The sequence below is a fragment of the Buttiauxella sp. BIGb0552 genome (assembly GCF_004366275.1).
GTDB lineage: Bacteria > Pseudomonadota > Gammaproteobacteria > Enterobacterales > Enterobacteriaceae > Buttiauxella > Buttiauxella gaviniae.
On the sequence record NZ_SODY01000008.1, the window covers coordinates 180650 to 204305 of the forward strand.

Consider the following 23656-nt stretch of genomic DNA (forward strand, 5'->3'; position numbering starts at 1 on the left):
GATCAACCTACACGCAGTTTCTGAGCCGTACGTACCGGGCGAGCCTGAGAGCTAGCGTCTAAATCCAGGTCACGGCTTTGCAACAACAGAACCTGAGCCGCAACGTCACCCAAAGAAGCTTTATAGCCACCAATAACACGAGCAAATACGTTGTAGATAACCACCGCAGGAATTGCTGCAATCAGGCCGATAGCCGTTGCTAACAATGCTTCTGCAATACCAGGTGCCACTACAGCAAGGTTAGTGGTTTGCGACTGCGCAATACCAATAAAGCTGTTCATGATGCCCCAGACCGTACCAAACAGGCCGACGAACGGAGAGATCGCACCGATGGTCGCAAGGAATCCATTACCACGCCCCATGTGGCGACCCGCTGCCGCAACACGACGCTCAAGGCGGAAACCGGTACGCTCTTTAATGCCTTCGTTATCTTCGCTGCCTGCGGAAAGTTCAAGCTCATTTTGCGCTTCATTGATAAGCATTGCGCTCAAGCTCTTCGCATCAAATGCTTCAGCCATTTCACTGGCTTCGTTCAGAGAGCGGGCATTAGCCAGTTGTTGCTGTTCACGCTTCAAACGACGCTTTTGCGAGGATAGCTCAACACTTTTGCTAAAGAAGATTGCCCATGTGACGACAGAGGCCAGAATCAGGCCGATCATCACAATCTTTACCACGATGTCGGCATGTTGATACATGCCCCAGACAGAGAGGTCTGTCTGCATCAAATTATTCGTCACTCTTACTCTCCACCACGAAATGATACAAAAACTGTGCGCAATAATATCAAAACGACATCGAATTGATAGTAGTTCTCATTAGTATTTAAAGAGTGCCTTAAATTGTCTATGCATTCCTTGCGCTTACGCAGCAAAAGCATGATAAGTTAGATTTAGACATCCAGATGGTTAAACAGGGTAAAGTGAAGATGAGTAAAAAGCACATTGAAACGGCGCTGGTTAATGCCGGGCGCGATAAAAAATTCACCCAGGGTTCGGTTAACAGCGTCATTCAACGCGCTTCCTCGTTGGTTTTTGAAACTGTTGAAGCTAAAAAACAGGCGACGGCTAACCGCGCGAAAGGCGAACTTTTTTATGGTCGCCGTGGCACCCTGACCCACTTCTCTTTACAAGAAGCGATGTGCGAACTCGAAGGCGGCGCGGGTTGTGCGCTTTACCCTTGTGGCGCCGCAGCCGTTGCCAATGCGATTCTGGCGTTCGTCGAGCAGGGCGACAATGTACTAATGACCGGCTCCGCCTATGAGCCAAGCCAGGACTTCTGCACCAAAATTCTCGCCAAACTCGGCGTGAGCACCACCTGGTTTGACCCAATGATTGGCGCAGGCATCGCAGAACTTGTGCAACCCAATACTAAAGTCGTATTTCTGGAATCGCCTGGCTCTATCACAATGGAAGTACATGACGTTCCAGCCATTGTTAAGGCGGTACGCAGCGTTGCCCCAGACGCCATCATCATGATTGATAACACCTGGTCGGCAGGCATTCTCTTTAAGGCGCTGGATTTCGGTATCGATATTTCGATTCAGGCCGGCACCAAATACCTGATTGGCCACTCGGATGCGATGGTTGGCACAGCTGTATCAAATGCACGTTGCTGGGATCAGCTGCGTGAGAACTCTTATCTGATGGGGCAAATGTTGGATGCCGATACCGCTTATATGACTAGCAGAGGTCTACGCACTCTTGGTGTGCGCCTGCGTCAACATCATGAAAGTAGTTTGAAAATTGCCGAATGGCTGGCACAACACCCGCAGGTTGAACGTGTTAATCACCCTGCACTGCCCGGCAGCAAAGGGCATGAATTCTGGAAACGAGACTTTACAGGTAGCAGCGGCTTGTTCTCATTCGTGCTGAAGAATCGTTTAAATAACGAGCAATATCAGCACTACCTGGACAATTTCCACTATTTTAGTATGGCCTATTCCTGGGGCGGCTATGAATCGCTTATCCTTGCCAACCAACCGGAAGAGCTCGCTGAGATTCGCCCGGCAGGCGGCGTAGACTTCACTGGAACGCTAGTGCGCGTACACATTGGCCTAGAAAATGTTGACGATCTCATCGCGGATCTTGAAGCAGGTTTCCAACGGATCGCCTAAAATTGCCAGAAGTGGACGTCCATAAGGACAGTTTTTGCTATTCCATAATGATTTGTTGAGCCTGCGATCAAGATGTCGCAGGCTTTTTAGCGTTACACTAGGTTCCTAAAACTAAGGTGTGCCTAATCTAACTACTGTAGATTCAGGCCTGCTCAATAAAGCGGTTCCACAGGATTTGCCATGGCTGTTATACACAATATCGTTCAAGCGCTTTGGCAACATGACTTTGCTGCACTCGCGGACCCTCATGTTGTTGGAGTGGTTTATTGCGTCATGTTTGCGACGCTGTTTCTCGAAAATGGATTACTGCCCGCCTCGTTTTTGCCAGGCGACAGTCTGCTATTACTCGCAGGAGCGTTAGTGGCAAAAGGGGTAATGAATTTCGTCCCGACAATCGTTATTTTAACCGCGGCGGCAAGCCTCGGTTGCTGGTTGAGCTATGTGCAAGGCCGCTGGCTTGGTAATACCCGGGTGGTGAAAAGCTGGCTGAAACAACTTCCACCGCAATATCACGAGCGAGCGACGGTGATGTTTGACCGGCACGGTTTATTCGCTTTGTTAGCTGGCCGTTTTTTGGCGTTTGTGCGCACACTGCTGCCAACCATGGCGGGCATTTCTGGCCTTAGCAATCGCCGCTTCCAGGTATTTAACTGGCTGAGTGGGTTGTTGTGGGTTGGTAGCGTCACCAGCCTGGGTTATGCCCTGAGCATGATTCCATTTGTGAAACGCCACGAAGATCAGGTGATGACCTGCCTGATGATTCTGCCGATGGTTCTGCTGGTTGTGGGCCTGGTAGGCACGCTATTTGTGGTTATCAAAAAAAGATTTAACCCCGCATAAAAATTACAGAGTGGGTAATGCGAAATTATCCACTCTGTAAGCTTCAGCTTAAATGACTCGCATACGCGCGGCATCTTCCCCCGGGGTCACCCCAAAGTAGCGTTTAAACTCGCGGCTAAACTGCGAAGCACTTTCATATCCCACGTGAATAGCCGCAGCACTAGCTTTCAGCCCATCATGCAAAATCAACATCCGCGCTTTATGCAGGCGGTAGCTTTTAAGGTATTGCAGCGGCGAAGTACTGGTCACCGATTTAAAGTTATGGTGAAACGCAGAGACGCTCATATTCGCTTCAGCTGCAAGTTGGTCCACTGAGAGGTTCTCGGTGTACTGCGTTTCAATACGACGCAACACACGGCTAATCAGGCTGAAATGCGTCTGCCGACTGACCAATGCCAACAATGCTGCACCGCATGACCCCACCAGAATGTGATAGAGGATCTCGCGGATAATTTGTTTACCCAAAATACGCGCGTCGAGCGGATGCTCCAGCACGTCCAGCAAACGTTCAGCCGCGCAAAGGATCTCTTCGGAGAGCTCAGCTGAGTTAATACCGGTTGAACAGGTCTGCGGGTGCGATAAATCATCCTCGCCGATATCCATCAGCAAATCCTGCAACTGCAAAATATCGATATTGATACGCACCCCAGCCAGCGGTACTTCAGGTGTGGCGAAGGTTTCACATTCAAACGGCAGCGGTACTGTCAGCAGCAGGTATTCATTGGCGTCGTAGCGGAAAACACGATCGTTCAGATAACCCGTTTTATGACCCGAAAAGAGAATAATGATCCCCGGTTCATACATTACTGGCGTGCGCGCATAAGGTTTAGTGCCATACAATAAAGTAACGTTTGGCAATGAAGAAAGACCACTATTTTCTTTTTGTATCAAATAATTAATCTTATTTGTTAATTGCTGGCAAATCTCTTTCCGCTTCATTCCCTTCCGCTCCACAAGGCTGTTATGACGTGATAAGTCTGCGACTTATTTTTATTTTTCTCCAGAGGAAAGTAGAAATAGGCAAGACAAAGGCAGGAATAAGCATTGAGAGATAGCCATCTGAAGCCGACAATGGCTACCATCAAATTCGATAAGTATTGTCTCTAACGATCCAAACCACAGGAATCAAATAATGAACAACTTCAACCTACATACCCCAACTCGCATCCTGTTTGGTAAAGGCGCTATTTCCGAATTGCGCGCACAAATTCCTGCTGATGCCCGTGTTCTGATTACCTACGGCGGCGGCAGCGTGAAGAAAAATGGCGTACTGGACCAGGTTTACGCTGAACTTAACGGGCTGGATGTACTGGAGTTCGGCGGCATTGAGCCGAACCCGACTTACGAAACGCTGATGAAAGCGGTCGAAATCGTTCGCCAGCAGAAAGTCACTTTCCTGTTAGCCGTTGGTGGCGGTTCTGTGCTGGATGGCACTAAATTCATCGCCGCAGCAGCCAACTACCCGGCTGATATCGACCCATGGAACATCCTGCTGACACACGGCAACGATGTTACGAGCGCAATCCCGATGGGCTCTGTTCTGACGCTACCTGCGACCGGTTCTGAATCCAACAAAGGTGCCGTAGTTTCTCGCCGTGAAACAGGCGACAAACAAGCGTTTATGTCTGAACACGTGCAGCCTGTATTCGCGGTACTTGACCCGGTTTACACCTACACTTTGCCACCTCGCCAGGTTGCAAACGGCGTAGTCGATGCCTTTGTTCACACCGTTGAGCAGTACATCACTTACCCTGTGAACGCCAAAGTGCAGGACCGTTTTGCCGAGGGCATTCTGTTAACGCTGGTTGAAGACGGCCCAATTGCACTGAAAGAACCAGAAAACTATGACGTGCGTGCCAACGTAATGTGGGCGGCGACCATGGCATTAAACGGCCTGATCGGTGCAGGTGTGCCGCAGGACTGGGCAACTCACATGCTGGGTCATGAACTGACTGCGATGCACGGTCTGGATCACGCGCAGACTCTGGCGGTGGTTCTGCCATCTTTGTTGAATGAAAAACGTAACGAGAAACGCGGCAAACTGCTGCAATACGCTGAACGCGTGTGGAATATCACTGAAGGTTCTGAAGAAGAACGTATTGATGCGGCAATTGCAGCAACACGTAATTTCTTCGAGCAAATGGGTGCCCCAACTCGCCTGTCTGCCTACGGTCTGGATGGCAGCACCATCCCGGCGTTACTGGTGAAACTGGAAGAAAAAGGCATGACCAAATTGGGTGAGCGCCAGGACATTACTCTGGACGTGAGCCGTCGTATTTACGAAGCAGCACGCTAAGTAATTTAGCCATTTGGTTCTCGTTTTTGAGTATTTGGTCCAGACTTAAACGCAATTGTTACACCGGAAGCCCCTTCCGGTGTATCGCTTATTAAGGAGGAATACATGGCAAATCCAACAGTAATCAAGCTTCAGGATGGAAATGTAATGCCACAATTGGGGCTCGGTGTCTGGCAAGCCAGCAACGATCAAGTCCTGATTGCCATCGATAAAGCGCTGGAAGTCGGCTATCGCTCCATTGATACCGCTGCGGCGTACAAGAACGAAGACGGCGTGGGCAATGCGCTAAAACAGGCTGGAATTCCGCGCGACGAACTGTTTATCACCACCAAACTGTGGAATGACGATCAGCAAAGGCCACGTCAGGCGCTGGAAGACAGCCTTGAAAAGCTCCAGCTCGATTACGTCGATCTGTATTTGATGCACTGGCCGGTGCCAAGCAAAGATCACTATGTTGAAGCCTGGAAAGGTATGATTGAGCTACAAAAACAGGGGCTGGTCAAAAGCATTGGCGTCTGTAATTTCCAGCTTAACCATCTCCAGCGTCTGATTGATGAAACGGGCGTCTCGCCGGTTATCAACCAGATTGAACTCCATCCATTACTGCAACAACGCCAGCTCCATGCCTGGAATGCGACACACAAAATTCAGACCGAATCCTGGAGCCCACTGGCTCAGGGCGGAGAAGGTGTGTTTGATAAGAAAATCATCCGCGACCTGGCCGATAAATACGGCAAAACCCCGGCACAGATTGTCATTCGCTGGCATCTGGATAGCGGGCTGGTTGTGATCCCGAAATCGGTGACCCCATCGCGTATTGCTGAGAACTTTGACGTGTTTGATTTCCGTCTTGATAAAGACGAGTTAAGCGAGATTGCGAAGTTGGATAGTCATAAGCGTCTGGGACCAGACCCTGATGTGTTTGGCTCGTAAAACTGTTCATAGTGTCGGATGGCGCTTACGCTTATCCGACCTACGAATGATATTGTAGCAGTAGAGCGGATGTCGTTCGCGGCATCCGCTCTACTGTTTTACAACAATCGTTAAGCCGGGCGCTTCCTGCTTGTAGGCTTCGATACAACTTTAGGTGCAGGTCTTGCACCTGTAGCCGCTTTAGCACCAGCTGTAGGTTTAGCGCCAGCATTAGGTTTCGTACCAGCAACTGGTTTCCCACCGACAGCAGGCTTAGTGTCGCCAGGCGCACGACGTTGATGTGTCATTGGCGTGTGTTTCGTCAATGCCGGACGCGCACCACGGTTGTAGCGACGCGCTTCACGCATCTCTTCAATCGTTGGCGAAGGCACCAGGCACTCACGACGACCACCAATCAGGTGCTTTTTACCCATCGCTTCCAGCGCTTCACGAATCAACGGCCAGTTGGCTGGATCATGGTAACGCAGCAGCGCTTTGTGCAAACGGCGCTGACGATCGCCTTTCGGCACCACCACATCTTCACTCTTGTAACCAATCTTACCCAGCGGGTTCTTGCCGGTGTAATACATGGTGGTCGAGTTCGCCAGCGGTGACGGATAGAAGTTCTGCACCTGATCCAAACGGAAGCGATTCTTCTTCAGCCACAGTGCCAGATTCACCATGTCTTCATCACGCGTACCAGGGTGTGCTGAGATAAAGTAAGGAATCAGATACTGCTCTTTACCAGCCTGTTTAGAGTAAGTATCAAACAGCTCTTTAAAGCGCTGATAACTGCCCATACCCGGCTTCATCATCTTAGACAGCGGCCCTTCTTCGGTATGTTCCGGAGCAATCTTCAGATATCCACCAACGTGGTGCGTCGCCAGCTCTTTGATATAGCGCGGATCTTCAACGGCAATATCGTAACGAACACCGGATGCGATCAGGATCTTCTTAACACCTTTAATCTCACGGGCGCGGCGATACAGATTGATCGTCGGCTCATGGTTAGTGTCCATGTGCGGGCAAATGTCCGGATACACGCAAGACAAGCGGCGGCAAGTTTGTTCCGCACGCGGTGACTTACAGCGCAGCATATACATGTTAGCGGTTGGGCCACCGAGATCCGAAACCACGCCGGTAAAGCCTGGAACGGTATCGCGCATCGCTTCAATTTCGCTGATGATCGAATCTTCGGAACGGCTCTGAATGATGCGCCCTTCGTGTTCGGTAATAGAACAGAATGAACAGCCACCGAAGCAACCACGCATGATGTTCACCGAGAAACGAATCATCTCATAAGCAGGGATACGCGCTTTGCCATAGGCAGGATGCGGAACGCGCTTGTAAGGCAGTGCGAACACGCTGTCCATCTCTTCGGTGGAAAGCGGGATGGCTGGCGGGTTAATCCAGATATAGCGGTCACCGTGTTTTTGCATCAATGCACGAGCACAACCTGGGTTGGTTTCATGGTGCAAAATACGTGAAGCATGCGCATACAGCACTTTGTCGTTTTTGACTTTTTCAAAGGACGGCAGCAACACGTAGGTTTTTTCCCACGGCTTCATCGGTGCAGGTTTCACCACGATAGCCTGAGCTTCGTTAATTGGCTTATCCGGCTTACCGGTTTCCGCACACGGCAAATCTTCACCGTATGGGTGTGGAATCGGGTCAATACGGCCAGGCATATCCAGACGCGTAGAATCCACGCCAGACCAGCCCGGCATTGCTTCTTTACGCATCATTGCGGTGTTACGCACATCGCAGATTTGGTCGATTTTCTCGCCCATTGCCAGGCGGTGAGCCACTTCTACCAGCGGGCGCTCGCCGTTGCCGAAAATCAGCATATCGGCTTTAGCATCCACCAGAATTGAGCGACGAACGGTATCAGACCAGTAATCGTAATGCGCGGTACGGCGCAGGCTTGCTTCAATGCCGCCAAGAATAACGGGCACATCGCGCCAGGCTTCTTTACAACGCTGGGTATAAGCAAGCGATGCACGATCCGGGCGTTTACCCGCCACGTTATCAGGCGTGTACGCATCGTCATGACGCAGCTTACGGTCCGCGGTGTAGCGGTTGATCATCGAGTCCATGTTGCCTGCGGTCACACCGAAAAACAGATTCGGTTTGCCAAGGCGCATGAAGTCTTCTTTAGTGTTCCAGTCTGGTTGGGCAATGATACCCACGCGGAACCCTTGGGCTTCCAACATACGGCCACAGATAGCCATACCAAAACTTGGATGGTCAACGTAGGCATCTCCGGTAACCAGAATGATGTCACAGCTATCCCAACCTAACTCGTCCATTTCCTTACGTGACATGGGTAAAAATGGTGCCGGGCCGAAACAGGCTGCCCAGTATTGTGGCCACGAAAAGAGTTCGCGATCGGGCTGGATCAAGCTAATAGAGCTCATAATGCTTCCGAAAAATGAATAAAAAATGATTTAAAAATAACCAAAGCCGGCGATTATACGCTGATATGGGGGCAAAAATGAAGTGTTATTGCCGTGTTAAAACCTAAGGCCCTTTCACTGATGGAAAGGACCTAAAATGGTTTATGGCGCAGGCTGCACCAGTAGTTGCCCGATAGAACCACGGTCTGCCATTTCAAGCGTCTGACTTGTATAGAGGAATGGGAAATGTTCCCAGGAAGGCTGGCCAAAATAGACCAGTAATTCCACCTGCCCATCGACCCAAACGGTATCTTTCCAACCGCGGTCTTCACCAAATGGTGCCGCGCCATTGACGTTTTTAATCAGGAAACTCACACCTTCAATATGGAAGGATTGCGGCATATCGGAACGCACGGTCCAGCGCTCCCAGGTGCCTTGCTGAGTCTGAATATCAATGCGTTTCATATCCCATAGCTGACCGTTAATGCCAGGATCTTCGCCGAGTGTAATTTCACGGCTACGGGCCGGGTTGCCGTTAATAATTTCATCCGGCAGCAAGCGCATTGGCAATGTATCAGTCACTAACGGCAGCAGACCGGTGGCACGCAACGTCAGAACCAGCGTGGAGATAAGAATGCTCGACGGTTCAAAGAAGCCACGGATACGGTCCATGATACCGGCCGCTTCACCGCAGGTTATCGACACTTCTTTGCCGTCACTCATATCGACCAGAATCTCACGGCGTTCACCCGGTGCCAGCGAAAGCTGTTTCACCGAAACAGGAGCGGTGAGAAAACCCTGGTCGCTGGAAATAACATGCATCGCACGGCCATCGCTCATTTGCAGTAAATAGCGGCGCGAGTTGGAGGCATTAAGCAGACGCAAACGTACCCAGCCACGAGAGACCTCAACATATGGTCCCTGCACACCATTAACCAGCAGTGTGTCTCCCACAAATCCACCATTGCCCGGCTCTTCATATTCAGGCGCGCCAAAGTTATCGAGGCGCTTATCCTGGATGATGACCGGAAAGTCATCGACGCCATAGTGGTTTGGAATTGGCAACGATTTACTGACTTCATCTTCGATAAGCCACATACCTGCGAGGCCGTTGTAGACCTGTTTGGCGGTGCGGTTTGGTGTGTTGGCGTGATACCACAATGTTGCGGCCTGCTGGCGAATCGGCAGCACGGGCGCCCAATCAACATTCGGCTGCATCAGACGTGCGGCACCACCCATTAGCGGGCCTGGAACTTGCAAACCGGCAATCGTCATAGCAATGTTTTCTTGCAGACGATTGCTGTAAATCATCTTCACGTCATCGCCGCTCCATACACGGATGGTCGGCCCCAGATAACGCCCGTTCAAACCCCAGACTGGAGCCTTAGCGCCGCCGGTAAATGACCAGTGCGCCCGCTGTAGCGTCAGGAACAAAGGCTGCCCACGGCGGGACTCAAGTAAAGGTGGAACGGGTAAAGGTTGCTGCAGTCCTGCTGCGTTTGCCCTCAGTGGCACCGAGCCTGCACAAAGTGCGACTCCTGATGCCTGTATAAACTGACGCCGACTGAGTGACATATTAACTCCATGTGAAACTTAACAACGTAGGGCGATACAAATACCTATCATACTTCAAGTTGTGGGGGTGTTAGCTGCACTCACTTACCCCTACCCACAACTCAAATTATTTTGGGTATACCGCCAAAATAAACAGCGATCAGCTCGCCTGCTTTTTCTCAACTCGACCGGAGGCTTCACGCTCCGCGACTTCTTTATCTAATTCGGCGATTTTTTCCCTCATGATATCGCGGCAATGAGTCGCAAGCTTACGCGCCTGATCTTTGCCGTAATCACTGATATCAATGGGATCCAACATTTCGACAATCACCAAACCGTTATTCCAACGGTTTAGCTTAATTTTATTGCTGGTATTGGAAACGCACACCGGAATAATTGGGACGCCCGCAGCAATCGCTGCATGGAATGCGCCGGTTTTGAACGGCAGCAGGCCACGACCACGACTACGTGTGCCTTCAGGGAACATCCAGACCGAAATTTTACGTTTCTGAATCTGCGCCACCACCTGGGAAATGGTGCTCAGGGCTTTGGCGCGATTGTCACGATCAATCAGCATATTTCCAGTTAACCAGTAGATTTGGCCAAAAAAGGGAATCCACAGCAGGCTTTTTTTCCCGACGGTCACTGTCGGCGGCTGCACAATACTCGCCGCTGTCACCATGTCGAAGTTATTCTGGTGGTTACAGATATAAATCGCCGTCGGGTGATTTTTATAACCCGCCGGTAAACGGGTTTCGACTTTCAAACCAAACACAGGCGCCATGCGCCCAAACAGATGACCAAAGGTTGCAACATGGCGCGGGTTACGTGGGCTGAACAGGCAATAAATACAGCCAAAAATGCTCACCAGGATGCAATAAATTATAACGATAATAAAACGTACGATGGATAGCATAACAACCTCAAAAGCCAAAAGCGCTGACAAGTATACCCTAAATAATTCGCGATGCAGGAAAGCACCAGACTGTAAGTATGGGGGTAGTCAGGGCACTGCAACTTGAATGATGACGGGTGTACGACTTGCTTAAGCGTAAAATATACCAATCTGGCGGCCTTTCAGCCGCCATTTTTCGATTACTCTTCGCTATCACCTGCACTTGCGCGAAGTGGAGAATCAACTTCAACACGATCAATACGTTGTAGACCACGCATCAATGTGCCGCGACGACCACGCTCACCAGTGATTTTTTGAAGCTCTTCTGGACGAAGTTTAATTTTGCGCTTGCCGACGTGCAAAGTAACGGTGCTTTGCGGCGGCAATACAAATAGATGAACCAGTTTGTCTTCGCCTTTTGCTGCTTCTGCAGTTGGAATAGAGATAATTTTATTCCCTTTCCCTTTAGAAAGCTGCGGTAAATCGCCAACAGGGAACATCAACATACGGCCCGCTGCAGTAATTGCCAGCAGCATGTCATCAACACTTGAAATCTCTACCGGCGGCATCACTTTCGCGTTTTCCGGCAATGAGATGAGCGTTTTACCCGCACGGTTACGAGACACTAAATCATTAAAGGTACAGACGAAACCGTAGCCTGCATCTGACGCCATCAGTAATTTTTGCTCATCCGGTGCCATTAATACGTGTTCAACGACGGCTCCCGGCGGCGGTGTCAGTTTACCGGTAAGGGGTTCGCCCTGCCCGCGCGCAGACGGCAGCGTAATTGGGTCGAGTGCGTAGCTACGCCCGGTAGAGTCGATAAACGCCACCGGCTGATTACTCTTGCCTTTAGCACAACCCAGGAAGCTATCACCCGCTTTGTAATTCAAACCTTGCGCGTCGATATCATGGCCTTTGGCGCTACGCACCCACCCCATTTGCGACAGCACAATGGTGACGGGTTCAGACGGCGTCATGTCATGCTCGCTCATGGCTTTCGCTTCGCCACGCTCACGCAACGGGGAACGGCGATCGTCGCCATAAGCGTCGGAGTCGGCCTGCAACTCTTTCTTCAGCAAGGTATTCATTTTACGTTCAGACGCCAGAATGCCCTGCAATTGATCACGCTCTTTTTCCAGCTCGCTCTGCTCGCCGCGAATTTTCACCTCTTCGAGTTTTGCGAGGTGACGCAATTTCAGCTCGAGGATAGATTCAGCCTGGGTTTCGCTTAACTCGAAACGCGACATAAGCACCGGCTTCGGCTCGTCCTCAGTACGAATGATATGGATCACTTCGTCAATATTGAGGAATGCCACCAGCAAACCTTCGAGGATATGCAGACGTTTGAGCACTTTTTCGAGACGGTAGCTAAGGCGACGGCGCACCGTTTCGCGACGGTAAACCAGCCATTCGGTCAAAATTTCCAGCAGGTTTTTCACCGATGGACGGTTATCCAGGCCGATCATATTGAGGTTAATGCGATAGCTTTTCTCAAGATCGGTGGTGGCAAACAGATGGTTCATCACCTGCTCGACGTCGATACGGTTGGAACGTGGAACAATCACCAGACGCGTTGGGTTTTCGTGGTTCGACTCATCGCGCAAGTCTTCAACCATTGGCAGCTTTTTAGCGCGCATCTGACTAGCGATTTGCTCAAGCACACGCGCACCGGAAACCTGATGTGGTAAGGCGGTGATCACCACATCGCCATCTTCTTTTTTCCACACCGCGCGCATGCGCACAGAGCCACGACCATTCTGGTAGATTTTGCGGATCTCAGCACGCGGGGTGATGATTTCAGCTTCAGTTGGGTAATCCGGCCCCTGAACAATATCCAGCAACTCATCGAGCGTAGTTTTCGGCTGGTCAATCAGAGTGATTGCCGCTTTCGCTACTTCACGTAAGTTATGCGGAGGAATGTCGGTTGCCATACCAACGGCAATGCCGGTGGTGCCGTTAAGCAGAATATTTGGCAGACGCGCAGGTAGCATTTTCGGCTCCTGCATGGTGCCGTCAAAGTTCGGCACATAGTCAACCGTCCCCTGCCCTAATTCACCCAGCAGGACTTCAGCATATTTCGACAGGCGCGATTCGGTATAACGCATCGCGGCGAAGGATTTCGGATCATCCGGCGCACCCCAGTTTCCCTGGCCATCAACCAGTGGGTAGCGATAGGAGAAGGGCTGCGCCATCAATACCATGGCTTCATAGCAAGCGCTGTCGCCATGCGGATGGTATTTACCCAGCACGTCACCAACTGTACGAGCTGATTTTTTGAATTTAGCGCTGTTGCTTAATCCCAACTCCGACATCGCATAAACGATACGACGCTGTACGGGCTTTAAACCATCGCCAATGAACGGCAAGGCGCGGTCCATAATGACGTACATGGAATAGTTGAGATAAGCATTTTCCGTGAATTCGTGCAGCGCAAGGCGTTCTGCACCATCATGAGTTAAATCACTCATTAATTATTCATCCTCAAACTGACGAGCCGAGTGTGGCCACATACCCTAAATAATTCGAGTTGCATGAGTGCAGCGAACGAACATGCAGCTTGAAATATGACAGGTATAAACGGCGTAATTGCCGCCGATAGTAACCTATCTGGCAGTCGTAGTCACAGATGAGTGCGTATCTTTAAGAGAAGTGAGGGAGGAAGAAATGAGCCGCAAATTGCGGCTCATTCGGGGCATTATTTTACTTTAGTAATTTGCTTCACGTCGATTTCAACAGAATTCCAGTCCTTATCGACTTCACCTTGAATCTCAACGGTATCTTGCGGAGTGATAGTCTGGCCGTTCCAACGCTTATGATCGATATCGACATTAATGGTGCCAGATGTATCACGGAAAATGTAATGGTCACCGCCGATGCGTGACTCAATTTTGCCGCGCAAAGTGACCCAGGTATCGTCAGACAGTGACTTGGCCTGTGTCGCCGTGGTGTTGCTGCCACTTGGGCCGACAAAACCGCCTGCGGTTTGAGTTTGTGTGGTGGCAGGAGCTGCGTTCGGATCAGAGAACCCGCCCTGATTTGCAGCCAGTGCAGGTGCTGCGGTAATAGCGAGAATAGTCATAATAGCGGCTATTTTTTTCATTTTAATTTTCCTTTTATGAATGATTTCATGAGTGCTATTTAACGTGATAGATCTTAACGCGGTCTTAATTCTCCCATCAAAAATCGCTTTTTTTAGTAAATTGCGCACCATGCCGAAGCATCGTATTTTTCCCCTGTACACACCCTCGCAAAAGTTATTAACTTCCCGCAAATGGGCAGTAAGGGAAACACCATGCGCATATTACTAATTGAAGACGATAAACTCATTGGCGACGGACTCAAAGCCGGACTGACAAAAATGGGTTTTACCGTCGACTGGTTTACTGATGGCCTTCAAGGTCAGTCAGCTCTAAGTTTAGCCCCCTACGACGCAGTGGTACTGGATTTAAGTCTGCCGGGAATCGACGGGCTGGATATCTTAAAAACCTGGCGTCGTAATGGCCGAACTGAACCTGTGCTAATTCTAACCGCGCGCGATGCACTGGAACAACGAGTTGAGGGATTACAACTTGGTGCCGATGACTATTTGTGTAAACCCTTTGCGTTAATAGAAGTTGCCACCCGCTTACAGGTTTTAATCCGCCGTAATCATGGGCAGGCTCAATCTACCCTTTGCCATGCTGGTGTCGAACTTGATCCGATTAAATTAACCGTTACCCGCGACGGTGAACCACTGCAACTAAAACCCAAAGAATTTGCCTTGCTGGAACTGTTTATGCGTAACGCCGGGCGCGTATTACCGCGCTCGCTTATTGAAGAAAAACTTTATAACTGGGACAACGACGTTTCCAGAAACGCCCTGGAAGTTCATATCCACCATTTACGCCGCAAACTCGGGAGTGGTTTTATTCGCACGGTGCACGGCATCGGTTATACGTTGGGTGAAGCATGATAAAAAAGCTCACCCAAAGTTTACGCGCCAGATTAATTGCTGGGTTTATTTTACTCACCCTGGTGGCGTGGGTTGGCGCAAGCCTCGCCGCATGGCAGCAAACCAGCAAAACCCTCAATAAACTCTTTGATACCCAACAAGTGCTGTTTGCCAAACGTCTGAGTGCATTAGAGCTCGATGGCGTGCAAAGCGATACACAGTTGCCCCGTACTAAAAAGATGATTTCTCATCATCGCGGCAAACAAGATGATGACACCCTCGCCTTCGCCATTTATACCGCCAACGGGCAGTTGCTGCTAAACGACGGCGACAACGGCAGGTATCTCAGCTATCGCTACCAGCGTGACGGATTTGTTGATGGAAAGCTGGTAGGCGATGACGATATGTGGCGCATGGTCTGGGTGACAACACCAGACGGAAAATACCGCATCGTGGTAGGTCAGGAATGGGAGTACCGCGAAGACCTGGCGCGGGACATCGTTTTGTCCCAGCTCACGCCGTGGCTAATCGCTTCGCCAGTGATCCTGCTGATGCTGGTGTGGCTGGTCAGCCGGGCACTCTCTCCGCTTCACAAGCTGGCGCTGCAATTACGCAACCGAAAACCAGACGATGCCAGTGAACTGCCAACACAAAACCTGCTGCAAGAAGTGCGCCCTTTGGTGATTGCGCTTAATCAGCTATTTACCCGCACCGGGGAATTTATGCAGCGCGAACGGCGCTTTACCTCTGATGCCGCACATGAGCTACGCAGCCCGCTCGCCGCATTAAAAGTACAGGCCGAAGTGGCACAGCTTGCACAAAATGATGAACCGATGCGCGATCACGCACTGAATAATCTGAGCGTAGGCATCGATCGTGCGACTCGCCTGGTCGATCAACTGCTCACTTTATCGCGCCTCGATTCTTTAGCTGGTCTGGATGATGTGCAGGACGTGGCTTTTCAGCCGCTACTGCAAAATGCGGTGATGGATGCGTATCACGAGGCACAGCGTGAAGGGATTGATATTCGCCTTGATATTCAGGACGCAAAAGTAAAACGTCAGGGCCAACCGCTACTACTTAGTTTGATGGTCAGAAATATGCTGGATAATGCCGTGCGCTACAGCCCGCGCGGCAGCGTAGTCAATGTCGTTCTCCAGAGCCACGAAATCACGATTACCGACAACGGCCCCGGCGTAAGCCCTGAATATCTGACCTCTCTGGGTGAACGCTTCTTCCGTCCACCCGGGCAGGAAAAAACTGGCAGCGGCCTCGGGTTATCTATCGTCAGGCGAATCGCTGCATTACACGGTATGCAGGCGAGCTTCGTAAACGCCCCCAGCGGTGGATTTCAGGTACAAATACGCTGGTAGAAACGGATTCAGCCCTCTGATTATTGCGTTTTCAGCAAAAGTCTTTGCCTGTATATGGCATTTAACTGTGACAGTGATCACGGTAAACTCCGCGCCAGACGCAATTATTCGAGGACTAACTATGAGCAATATTCTGATTATCAATGGTGCGAAAAAATTCGCCCATTCTAACGGCCAACTTAACGACACCCTGACCGACGTCGCGGAAAGCTTTTTGCGCGACCTCGGGCATGATGTTCAGGTCACACGTACCGACAGCGAGTACGACATTAAAGAAGAAGTCGCGAAATATATGTGGGCAGATACCGTGATTTACCAGATGCCAGGCTGGTGGATGGGCGCACCGTGGACTATGAAGAAGTACATTGATGATGTATTTACTGAAGGTCATGGCTCACTGTATGCAAGCGATGGTCGTACCCGTTCTGATGCAGAGAAAAAATACGGTTCCGGCGGCCTGATCCAGGGCAAAACTTACATGCTGTCATTGACCTGGAACGCCCCGCTGCAAGCATTTGAAGACAAAGAACAGTTCTTCCACGGTGTTGGTGTGGATGGTGTTTACCTGCCATTCCACAAAGCTAACCAGTTCCTTGGAATGGAAGGTCTGCCGACCTTTATCGCCAACGACGTAATGAAAGCGCCTGATGTACCGCGTTTTATCGCGCAATACCGCGAGCATCTGGGCCGAGTTTTTGCTTAACTGTCTTATGTCGACAACAAGGAGTTGAACATGATTACAGTAATAGCTGAAATTCGTACCCGTCCTGGTGTTCACCATCGCCAGGCTGTACTGGACGCGTTTGCAAAAATTATTCCTACCGTGCTCGAAGAGGAAGGCTGCTTTGGTTATGCGCCACTCATCGACCATAACGCACAAGTCGCGTTCCAGACTACTGCACCAGATTCTGTGTTTATGCTGGAAAAATGGGAGAGCGTGGCTCACCTGGAAGCTCATCTGCAAACACAACACATGAAAGATCACAGCGTCACTGTTAAAGACGACGTTCTGGACGTTCATATCCATATTCTGGAAGACGCAATTAAGTAATTGGGTTTACCGAATGATTAGAGGGAGCGGTGTTTACACCGGCTCCCTTTTTTATTTTCTAAACCAGAATATTGCTAGCCGATTAAAGGAAATCAGCCTTGCGGAAGGCTTGCAGCGCATCTTGCTTTTGTTGCTCAGTCATTGGGCGCAGCGGACGACGCGGGTCACCTACATCAATGCCGTGCAGTTTCATCGCAACTTTCCCAGCCGCAACACCACCGTACTGCACCAGCACGCGGATGATAGCGATGACCTTATCCATGCAACCTGCAACATCTGCCTGGTCACCACGATTAAAGCTATCAATCAGGCGGTGATACAACGGCGCTGCATAGTTATAGGTACTGCCAACTGCGCCAACTGCACCACATGCCAGGCCCGCGGGTAAAAACTCATCAACACCAAATGGAATATCAAACTGGCCGTTATTGACGCGCACACAGCGTTGATACTCATACATGTCGCTGGAGTTAAACTTCATGCCAGTGAGGTTAGGAATACGATCGGCTGCAACCTGTAAAAATTGCTCCATATCGAGATTCACACCAGACATGCCGGAATGGTAATAGTAGAAACCTTTAGATGGTGCTGCCGCCGCATTAATACGGCAGTATTCCACTAAGTCTTCAATGTTGCCTGGCTTGAAGAAGCAAGGACCAATTACTGAGGTCGCAAAGATATCCAAAGTTTCAGCGTGGCGGCTAAGTTCAACGGAGTCCGCGATACTCAGAGCACCTGTATGCAAAGTAATACTCAGTTTACCCGCACTTGCACTCACCCAACGTTCTGCAATTTTTTTGCGCTCATCGACCGAGCAATGAATACCCTCACCGGTAGTCCCCAGCACATAGGCACCTTTAACGCCTTGCTCAATCAGATGCGCGGCGATTTGGTCAATAACCGGATAATTAACACTTCCATCAGCGGTAAATGGGGTGTGTGGCGCGGCGATTAAGCCAGTTAACTTTTCCATGCAAGCCTCTTTGGAGTTTTACTTCTAATGATTTGTGATTATGAAGTTTAACTCTATATTAAGGCGGCAAATGGAGTGATGCAACCATCGTGGCATCGCTAAAATGGCTTAATACATTGAAGTGTGATCAATGCCGCTAATGTGGCATTACTTTGCGATGTTAAGTGCATCCATGGTACGTAACTTACTTTCGCGAGCTTGCTCTGGCGCAGCCTGTACCAGCAAGGTGTAGAGCAAATCCAACACAAATAGTTGTGCTGTCTTAGTACCGATCGAATCGCCTTGCAGCATCCCCTGGCGGTTACCGTTGATCAGGCTAAAATCCGCTACTTCGATTAATGGGGAACCTAAATTATGGGTCAGAGCTACGGTGGTTGCTCCCGCTTGTCTGGCAAGTTTGAGGGCATGGACCGTTTCCGGAGATGTTCCGGTGTGGCTGATAGCAATCGCCACATCACCCGCTTTGAGTAATGTGGCCTGCATATACATAAAGTGATTATTGGTAACGGCATCGACCCGAAAACCTATACGCATCAGCTTATGCTTCATATCTTCTGCAGTAATTCCCGACGAGCCAACACCGAAAATGTATACCGAGTTGCTGGTGCGTAATGCGTCGACGACCTGATTAACCTGATTCATATCCAGCAAATTTAGGGTTTCAGACAACACATTATTAATGGTGCTTTGCAGTTTCAAACCAATGGTGCGCGCATCGTCTGACTCACTGATTTCCCCATCTAACAACGGGTTACTGGTATCGGTATCCACTGTAGCCAGCTCAATGGCCAAATCCATTTTAAAGTCTTGAAAACCCTTGTAACCCAAGGTGCGACAGAAACGAATGACGGTGGCTTCGCCAGCCTGTGTTTCGCGTGACAACTCGGCAATAGAGAGCTGAGTGACCTGCTGTGGAGAGGTCAAAATATAGTGCGCGATCCGCTGTGAAACACGCGTCAGGCTATTTTGCATCGCACCCAGTGTGTCGAGGATTTTTCCGGGTTTAAGGCGTTGGACTTGAGACTCCATAATTTCCTGCTCTTGAGTGCGTGATATGGCAAAAAGCCTGCAATATTGAATGGTTGAGAGCGTAACAAGTCTGTGGCATTAAAAAAAGCGCGATGTAAGCATAGGGGGTATGCGTACATTGCGCCGTCAAAGAAGAACTCATTTACTGCTTAATATTATTATGACGTTAAAACATCGTGTTATAGACAGCGATAATGCACTTTGATGACTACCTTGCTAATAGACTGCGCCGTTTCGCTGATACAACCTGGTTTATGTGGCTCGCCCGGAAGAAATATCGCAAACATTCCGGGTCGCATATGCAAAGTCTGGCAAGGAGCAACCTCATCGCAAAGCAGATAATCATCATCTTCGTGATAAACATCTGGCTCTATTGCCGCACCAAACGGGCCAAAATCAATGCGCTCCTGGCCACTGAGTAACACCTGAATATCAAGATATTCGCGATGCTGCTCGTAACGCTTGCTCTGCGGTTCTGAGGTATCAAAGCTCATAACATTCATAAAGATATCGTGGCCGTCTATTTCATGGCGGCCCGCACTTAGTGTTTCCGGATGCATCGCCAGTGCCTGCTTAATAATGGCCAATAACTGAGGTGCAATACCAGTCTGAGCACTGAGCTCTGAAATTCGTCCTAAAATCATGATGTCACCTTTTATTCACGTGTTTCATCAAGCGTCAGCGCTGGCGCTGAAGCAAATAATGGGGCGAAAATAACGCCACTGATAACCACACTCAGACAGCCAACCACGCCATAGAAGAAGAAATTCAAGTCTGTGGCATAGCGGGCAAACAGAACCGCTACAATACTGACCACAATGCCAAGAGTTGCACTACCCGCATTGGCGCGTTTGCAGAAAATCCCCAGCATAAACAGACCCGTCATCGGGCCACCCATCAGCCCAATCAAGCTGTTAAAGGCATCCCAGATTTCTGATTCATTCGCCATCACCAACCATATCGTCGCAGCACTACTAAATAGCCCGGCAATAAGGATCACTAGTTTCGCCATGCGCATGCTGTTTTCTGGGGTTCTTTTTTTGCTGCTCAGTCTTTGATAAATATCGGAGTTAAAGCAACTCGAGATACTGTTCAGGCTGCTTGAGATACTGGACTGCGCAGCAGCAAAAATAGCGGCGATAATCAAACCGGCAATACCTGTAGGCATTTCCGTCACCACGAATAGCGGCAAAATCCCCCCGATATTAAAGCCTGCTGGTAATAGACTTGGGTTTTGTTTGTAGTAAACAAACAGAGCCGAACCGATGGCAAAGAAGAAAATTGGAATAATGGCGATAAGCTTAGCGTTGGTGAACAGTGTTTTCTTCGTCTCCTCAATGGAGTCCGTCACGATATAGCGCTGTACCACATCCTGGCTGGCGGTAAATTGCTGAATATTGGCAAACAAGAAACCAATCATCAGAACTGGCACGGTACTTTCTGTCCAGCTCCAGCGGAACTGTGACGCCGGGAAGAATTTATCGGCATGTTGTGTCACGGTGAAAATCTCACCGAACCCGCCCTGTACCTTGAAGCAAATCACGATGAAAATAAGGACCGCGCTGCCCGATAACAACAATCCCTGAATAACGTCAGTCCAAATAACCCCTTCAATACCGCCCATCCAGGTATAGATAATGCACATAACACTAATCAGCAGCACCAAAACGATTGGGTCAATACCAATAAATGGTCGCAGAGCCAACACCGTTAAGTAAGTGATAATGGCGATACGGCCTATGTTAAACATCATAAAAGAGAGGCTGGCGAATAAGCGGCTACGAACATCGAAACGAGCTTCAAGATATTCGTAGGCAGAGGTTACCTTTAGCTTACGGAAGAATGGAATATAGAAGTAAAAGACCACCGGCAATATGGCAATAACCAGATATTGGCCGAGAATAAACGTCCAGTCAGTGGTGAATGCCTTGGCAGGAATGGACATAAAAGTAATCGAGCTTAGCGTGGTGGCAAATACACTAACACCAGCAGCCCAGCCAGGAATTCGGCCGCCGCCACGGAAATAATCATCAGCCGTTTTCTGCCGCTTTGAAAAATAGACACCGACTAACATCATGGCTAGTAAATAGCCGAAAAGAACAACGTAATTAAAGATGCCGAAAGAATGAGTCATTATGGCACTTTCCTACTTATGGTTTTATTAGGATGAGGTAACTGTCTGAATTTTAAATTTTATAAACGATCAGACTGCGTGATATTCAGACCAGAGGGCAGCCCCCATTAACCCCGCATCATGCTGATAGTGAGCGGAATAAACAGGAACATGGAATGCCGCGGGTAGTGTTGCGAGCTGCTTTTCCACCTGTAGACGGTAACCCGGAGCAAGTCCGACACTGCCGCCTAGCACGATGCATTCGGTATCCAGCAGAGCTTTAAGATTGGCGATCAGTTGGCAAATCGCCTGTGCTGAACGCGCAAATAGCTGTTGTGCCTGCTCGTTACCTTCTTGTGCCAAAGCAAAGATTTCACGGGCATTTTTGCCCAAAAGATCATGCTTGGCCCCTGCTGCAATGCCGCGCCCGGAAGCTATAGCCTCAACACAACCAACGCGTCCGCAACCACACATTGGGCCATTCGGATCGGCCTGAGTGTGTCCAATATGGCCTGCGAAGGCATGAGGACCTGTTAGCAGCTCGCCATTGATAACGATGCCGCCACCTACTCCAGTGGAAACCGTAATAAACGTAACGTGCTTGAATTGAGCTGACAGATGGCAATATTCTGCCCAGGCGGCAGCCTGCGCATCGTTGAGAACCGCGCACGGCAACCCTGTGAGGCGTTCAACCGTCGCCTGCAACGGGAAATGATTCAGGCCACCGAGATTATCTGGATTTAGCGCGGTAAGAATTCCGTTATCAATAATACCTGTAGAGGCAATCGCCACTCGCTGTGCTTTCCCCTCATAGGCTGCAACCAAATGAGCCAAAGCCTGCTCAAGAGCTCGAGGCTCAGCATTTGCCGGAGTAGGAATCTCCGTGCGTAAAGAGATTTCATGCTGCGAGTTGATAAGCGCCGCGGCCAGTTTTGTGCCGCCGATATCAATGGCAAGTGTGTTCATCGTTTTCTCCGACTTAGCGCTTAACGGCATCGCTGAACCACTGGCAAATATGTTCAATACGGGTGATGGCTGAACCAACAGTAACAGCCCATGCGCCATGATTGATAGCCTGTGATGCAAGCTCAGGTGAATTGTAACGACCTTCAGCAATGACGCGGCAGCCAGCGGCGCTTAACTCTGACACCATCATCAGATCCGGTCCTTCAGGCGTAACTGAAGTAGTGTAACCAGACATCGTTGTGCCAATGAACTCGACACCTTTTTGTTTGCAGTTGAGGCCTTCTTCTACCGTTGAGCTGTCTGCCATTGCCAGTAATCCATGATGGTGAATACGTGCGATCAGTTCATCAATAGCCACCGGGCGTGGGCGGAATGTTGCGTCAAAGGCAATAATGTCGGCCCCGGCTTTTGCGAGCGCATCAACGTCATGCAAAAACGGAGTGATGCGCACAGCGGAGTCTTCCAGGTCGCGTTTCATAATGCCAATGATGGGAACTGAAATAAGTGGCCGTACCGCCTCCAGATTGGCGATTCCTTCAATGCGGATGGCAACAGCTCCCGCAGATACAGCTGCTTGCGCCATTGCTGCCACGATATCAGGCCTGTCCATTGGGCTTCCGGGTACGGGCTGGCAGGAGACGATAAGCCCCCCGCAATCACGCACGCTTTGTTCTAATTTTGTTAGTAGTGACATTCTGCTCCGCCTTGCAAATCCAAATGAAGTTTAACTCCAAAAAAGAATAGCGGATGGAGTATTACTATTTCAAGCTGCAAACCGGAAAAATGTGAGGAGGGTCATGCGCAAGGGAAACGGAGCTATCTGGGATGAAAACCCAGAGCCATGATTTTTTAACCGGCGAACCTGATTCGGGAAGTGAAAATCAGCAGCCCAGAAAAGCAAAGTGGGCCTCTATTTTTTTCAGTCAGATTAAGGATGTCTGTTGATGTGACAGGTTTTATTTCCTTCGTGGAAAACTGGATGTTATTTCTCAATATTTTTATTCAATTCACCATTATTGATTAAAATTATATTAACTTTTTCATATTTGAAATCACTATCTGAGGCAGCACCACGAATACTTGATTCAATGCTTTCCGCTGGTACTCATTTGCTTTCAAGCCACGTGTAAAATAATGCCCCTTAGAAATAATCAAATCAAAACATTGAATACATAATCTAATTACTTAATAATAACGCATAAATACTTATA

Annotated in this window: 21 protein-coding genes; 8 read left to right on the forward strand and 13 right to left on the reverse strand. The window is 49.6% G+C overall.

From position 1 onward, the window contains the following. Positions 1-2: 2 nt before the first annotated feature. Entirely contained in the window at positions 3-737 is a 735-nt protein-coding gene (gene exbB, locus EDF88_RS21465; protein WP_134187143.1) for a tol-pal system-associated acyl-CoA thioesterase, read from the reverse strand. 188 nt (positions 738-925) lie between these two features. Between exbB and metC the strand changes: the two genes are divergently transcribed. Both metC and EDF88_RS21475 read left to right on the forward strand, forming a co-directional pair. After that, on the forward strand, positions 926-2113 hold the full coding sequence (gene metC, locus EDF88_RS21470; RefSeq protein ID WP_134187145.1) for a cystathionine beta-lyase: 1188 nt from the start codon (positions 926-928) through the stop codon (positions 2111-2113). Between the two features lie 180 nt (positions 2114-2293). Further along, entirely contained in the window at positions 2294-2953 is a 660-nt protein-coding gene (locus tag EDF88_RS21475) for a DedA family protein (RefSeq protein WP_064516127.1), read from the forward strand. Positions 2954-3001: 48 nt separating this feature from the next. Here EDF88_RS21475 and EDF88_RS21480 read toward each other — a convergent pair whose 3' ends face one another. Beyond that, a complete protein-coding gene (locus tag EDF88_RS21480; RefSeq protein WP_134187147.1) occupies positions 3002-3892 on the reverse strand; it encodes an AraC family transcriptional regulator in 891 nt (296 codons plus the stop codon). A 193-nt stretch (positions 3893-4085) separates the two neighbouring features. Between EDF88_RS21480 and yqhD the strand changes: the two genes are divergently transcribed. After that, positions 4086-5249: an alcohol dehydrogenase gene (yqhD, locus tag EDF88_RS21485; protein ID WP_134187149.1), complete on the forward strand. Its 1164-nt coding sequence runs from the start codon at positions 4086-4088 to the stop codon at positions 5247-5249. 105 nt (positions 5250-5354) lie between these two features. Next, positions 5355-6182, forward strand: a complete 828-nt coding sequence (gene dkgA / locus EDF88_RS21490; RefSeq protein WP_134187151.1) for a 2,5-didehydrogluconate reductase DkgA — start codon at positions 5355-5357, stop codon at positions 6180-6182. Between the two features lie 110 nt (positions 6183-6292). Here the strand turns inward: dkgA and EDF88_RS21495 are convergent, their stop codons facing one another. From EDF88_RS21495 to EDF88_RS21515, 5 genes are all read right to left on the reverse strand, one after another. Beyond that, positions 6293-8578: a YgiQ family radical SAM protein gene (locus EDF88_RS21495; protein ID WP_134187153.1), complete on the reverse strand. Its 2286-nt coding sequence runs from the start codon at positions 8576-8578 to the stop codon at positions 6293-6295. A gap of 141 nt (positions 8579-8719) precedes the next feature. Further along, positions 8720-10132 (reverse strand): cell division protein FtsP, encoded by a 1413-nt coding sequence (gene ftsP / locus EDF88_RS21500; protein ID WP_064516117.1) that lies wholly within the window; start codon positions 10130-10132, stop codon positions 8720-8722. Between the two features lie 139 nt (positions 10133-10271). Continuing rightward, positions 10272-11027, reverse strand: a complete 756-nt coding sequence (locus tag EDF88_RS21505; protein WP_064516115.1) for a 1-acylglycerol-3-phosphate O-acyltransferase — start codon at positions 11025-11027, stop codon at positions 10272-10274. 179 nt (positions 11028-11206) lie between these two features. Next, positions 11207-13477, reverse strand: a complete 2271-nt coding sequence (gene parC / locus EDF88_RS21510; protein WP_134187155.1) for a DNA topoisomerase IV subunit A — start codon at positions 13475-13477, stop codon at positions 11207-11209. 227 nt (positions 13478-13704) lie between these two features. Further along, entirely contained in the window at positions 13705-14109 is a 405-nt protein-coding gene (locus EDF88_RS21515; protein WP_034460999.1) for a NirD/YgiW/YdeI family stress tolerance protein, read from the reverse strand. 192 nt (positions 14110-14301) lie between these two features. Between EDF88_RS21515 and qseB the strand changes: the two genes are divergently transcribed. The 4 genes from qseB to EDF88_RS21535 all read left to right on the forward strand — a co-directional run bounded on the left by qseB (position 14302) and on the right by EDF88_RS21535 (position 17364). After that, positions 14302-14961: a quorum sensing response regulator transcription factor QseB gene (gene qseB, locus EDF88_RS21520; protein WP_064516110.1), complete on the forward strand. Its 660-nt coding sequence runs from the start codon at positions 14302-14304 to the stop codon at positions 14959-14961. Further along, positions 14958-16313 (forward strand): quorum sensing histidine kinase QseC, encoded by a 1356-nt coding sequence (gene qseC / locus EDF88_RS21525; RefSeq protein ID WP_208326162.1) that lies wholly within the window; start codon positions 14958-14960, stop codon positions 16311-16313. The genes qseB and qseC overlap by 4 nt, the downstream gene beginning before the upstream one ends. Before the next feature lie 121 nt (positions 16314-16434). Then, on the forward strand, positions 16435-17016 hold the full coding sequence (locus EDF88_RS21530; protein ID WP_064516106.1) for an NAD(P)H-dependent oxidoreductase: 582 nt from the start codon (positions 16435-16437) through the stop codon (positions 17014-17016). A 30-nt stretch (positions 17017-17046) separates the two neighbouring features. Continuing rightward, on the forward strand, positions 17047-17364 hold the full coding sequence (locus EDF88_RS21535; RefSeq protein WP_064516104.1) for a putative quinol monooxygenase: 318 nt from the start codon (positions 17047-17049) through the stop codon (positions 17362-17364). 82 nt (positions 17365-17446) lie between these two features. On the opposite strand, the gene EDF88_RS21540 is transcribed toward EDF88_RS21535, so the two are convergent. From EDF88_RS21540 to EDF88_RS21565, 6 genes are all read right to left on the reverse strand, one after another. Next, a complete protein-coding gene (locus EDF88_RS21540; protein ID WP_064516102.1) occupies positions 17447-18337 on the reverse strand; it encodes a dihydrodipicolinate synthase family protein in 891 nt (296 codons plus the stop codon). Between the two features lie 147 nt (positions 18338-18484). Further along, positions 18485-19366, reverse strand: a complete 882-nt coding sequence (locus tag EDF88_RS21545) for a MurR/RpiR family transcriptional regulator (protein ID WP_134187157.1) — start codon at positions 19364-19366, stop codon at positions 18485-18487. Positions 19367-19545: 179 nt separating this feature from the next. After that, a complete protein-coding gene (gene nanQ / locus EDF88_RS21550) occupies positions 19546-20010 on the reverse strand; it encodes an N-acetylneuraminate anomerase (protein WP_134187159.1) in 465 nt (154 codons plus the stop codon). Between the two features lie 11 nt (positions 20011-20021). Then, positions 20022-21503, reverse strand: coding sequence for a sodium:solute symporter (locus EDF88_RS21555; protein WP_134187161.1), 1482 nt, complete (start codon positions 21501-21503; stop codon positions 20022-20024). A 66-nt stretch (positions 21504-21569) separates the two neighbouring features. After that, positions 21570-22445: an N-acetylmannosamine kinase gene (locus EDF88_RS21560; protein ID WP_134187163.1), complete on the reverse strand. Its 876-nt coding sequence runs from the start codon at positions 22443-22445 to the stop codon at positions 21570-21572. Positions 22446-22458: 13 nt separating this feature from the next. Further along, positions 22459-23139: an N-acetylmannosamine-6-phosphate 2-epimerase gene (locus EDF88_RS21565; RefSeq protein ID WP_064516093.1), complete on the reverse strand. Its 681-nt coding sequence runs from the start codon at positions 23137-23139 to the stop codon at positions 22459-22461. Positions 23140-23656 lie beyond the last annotated feature (517 nt).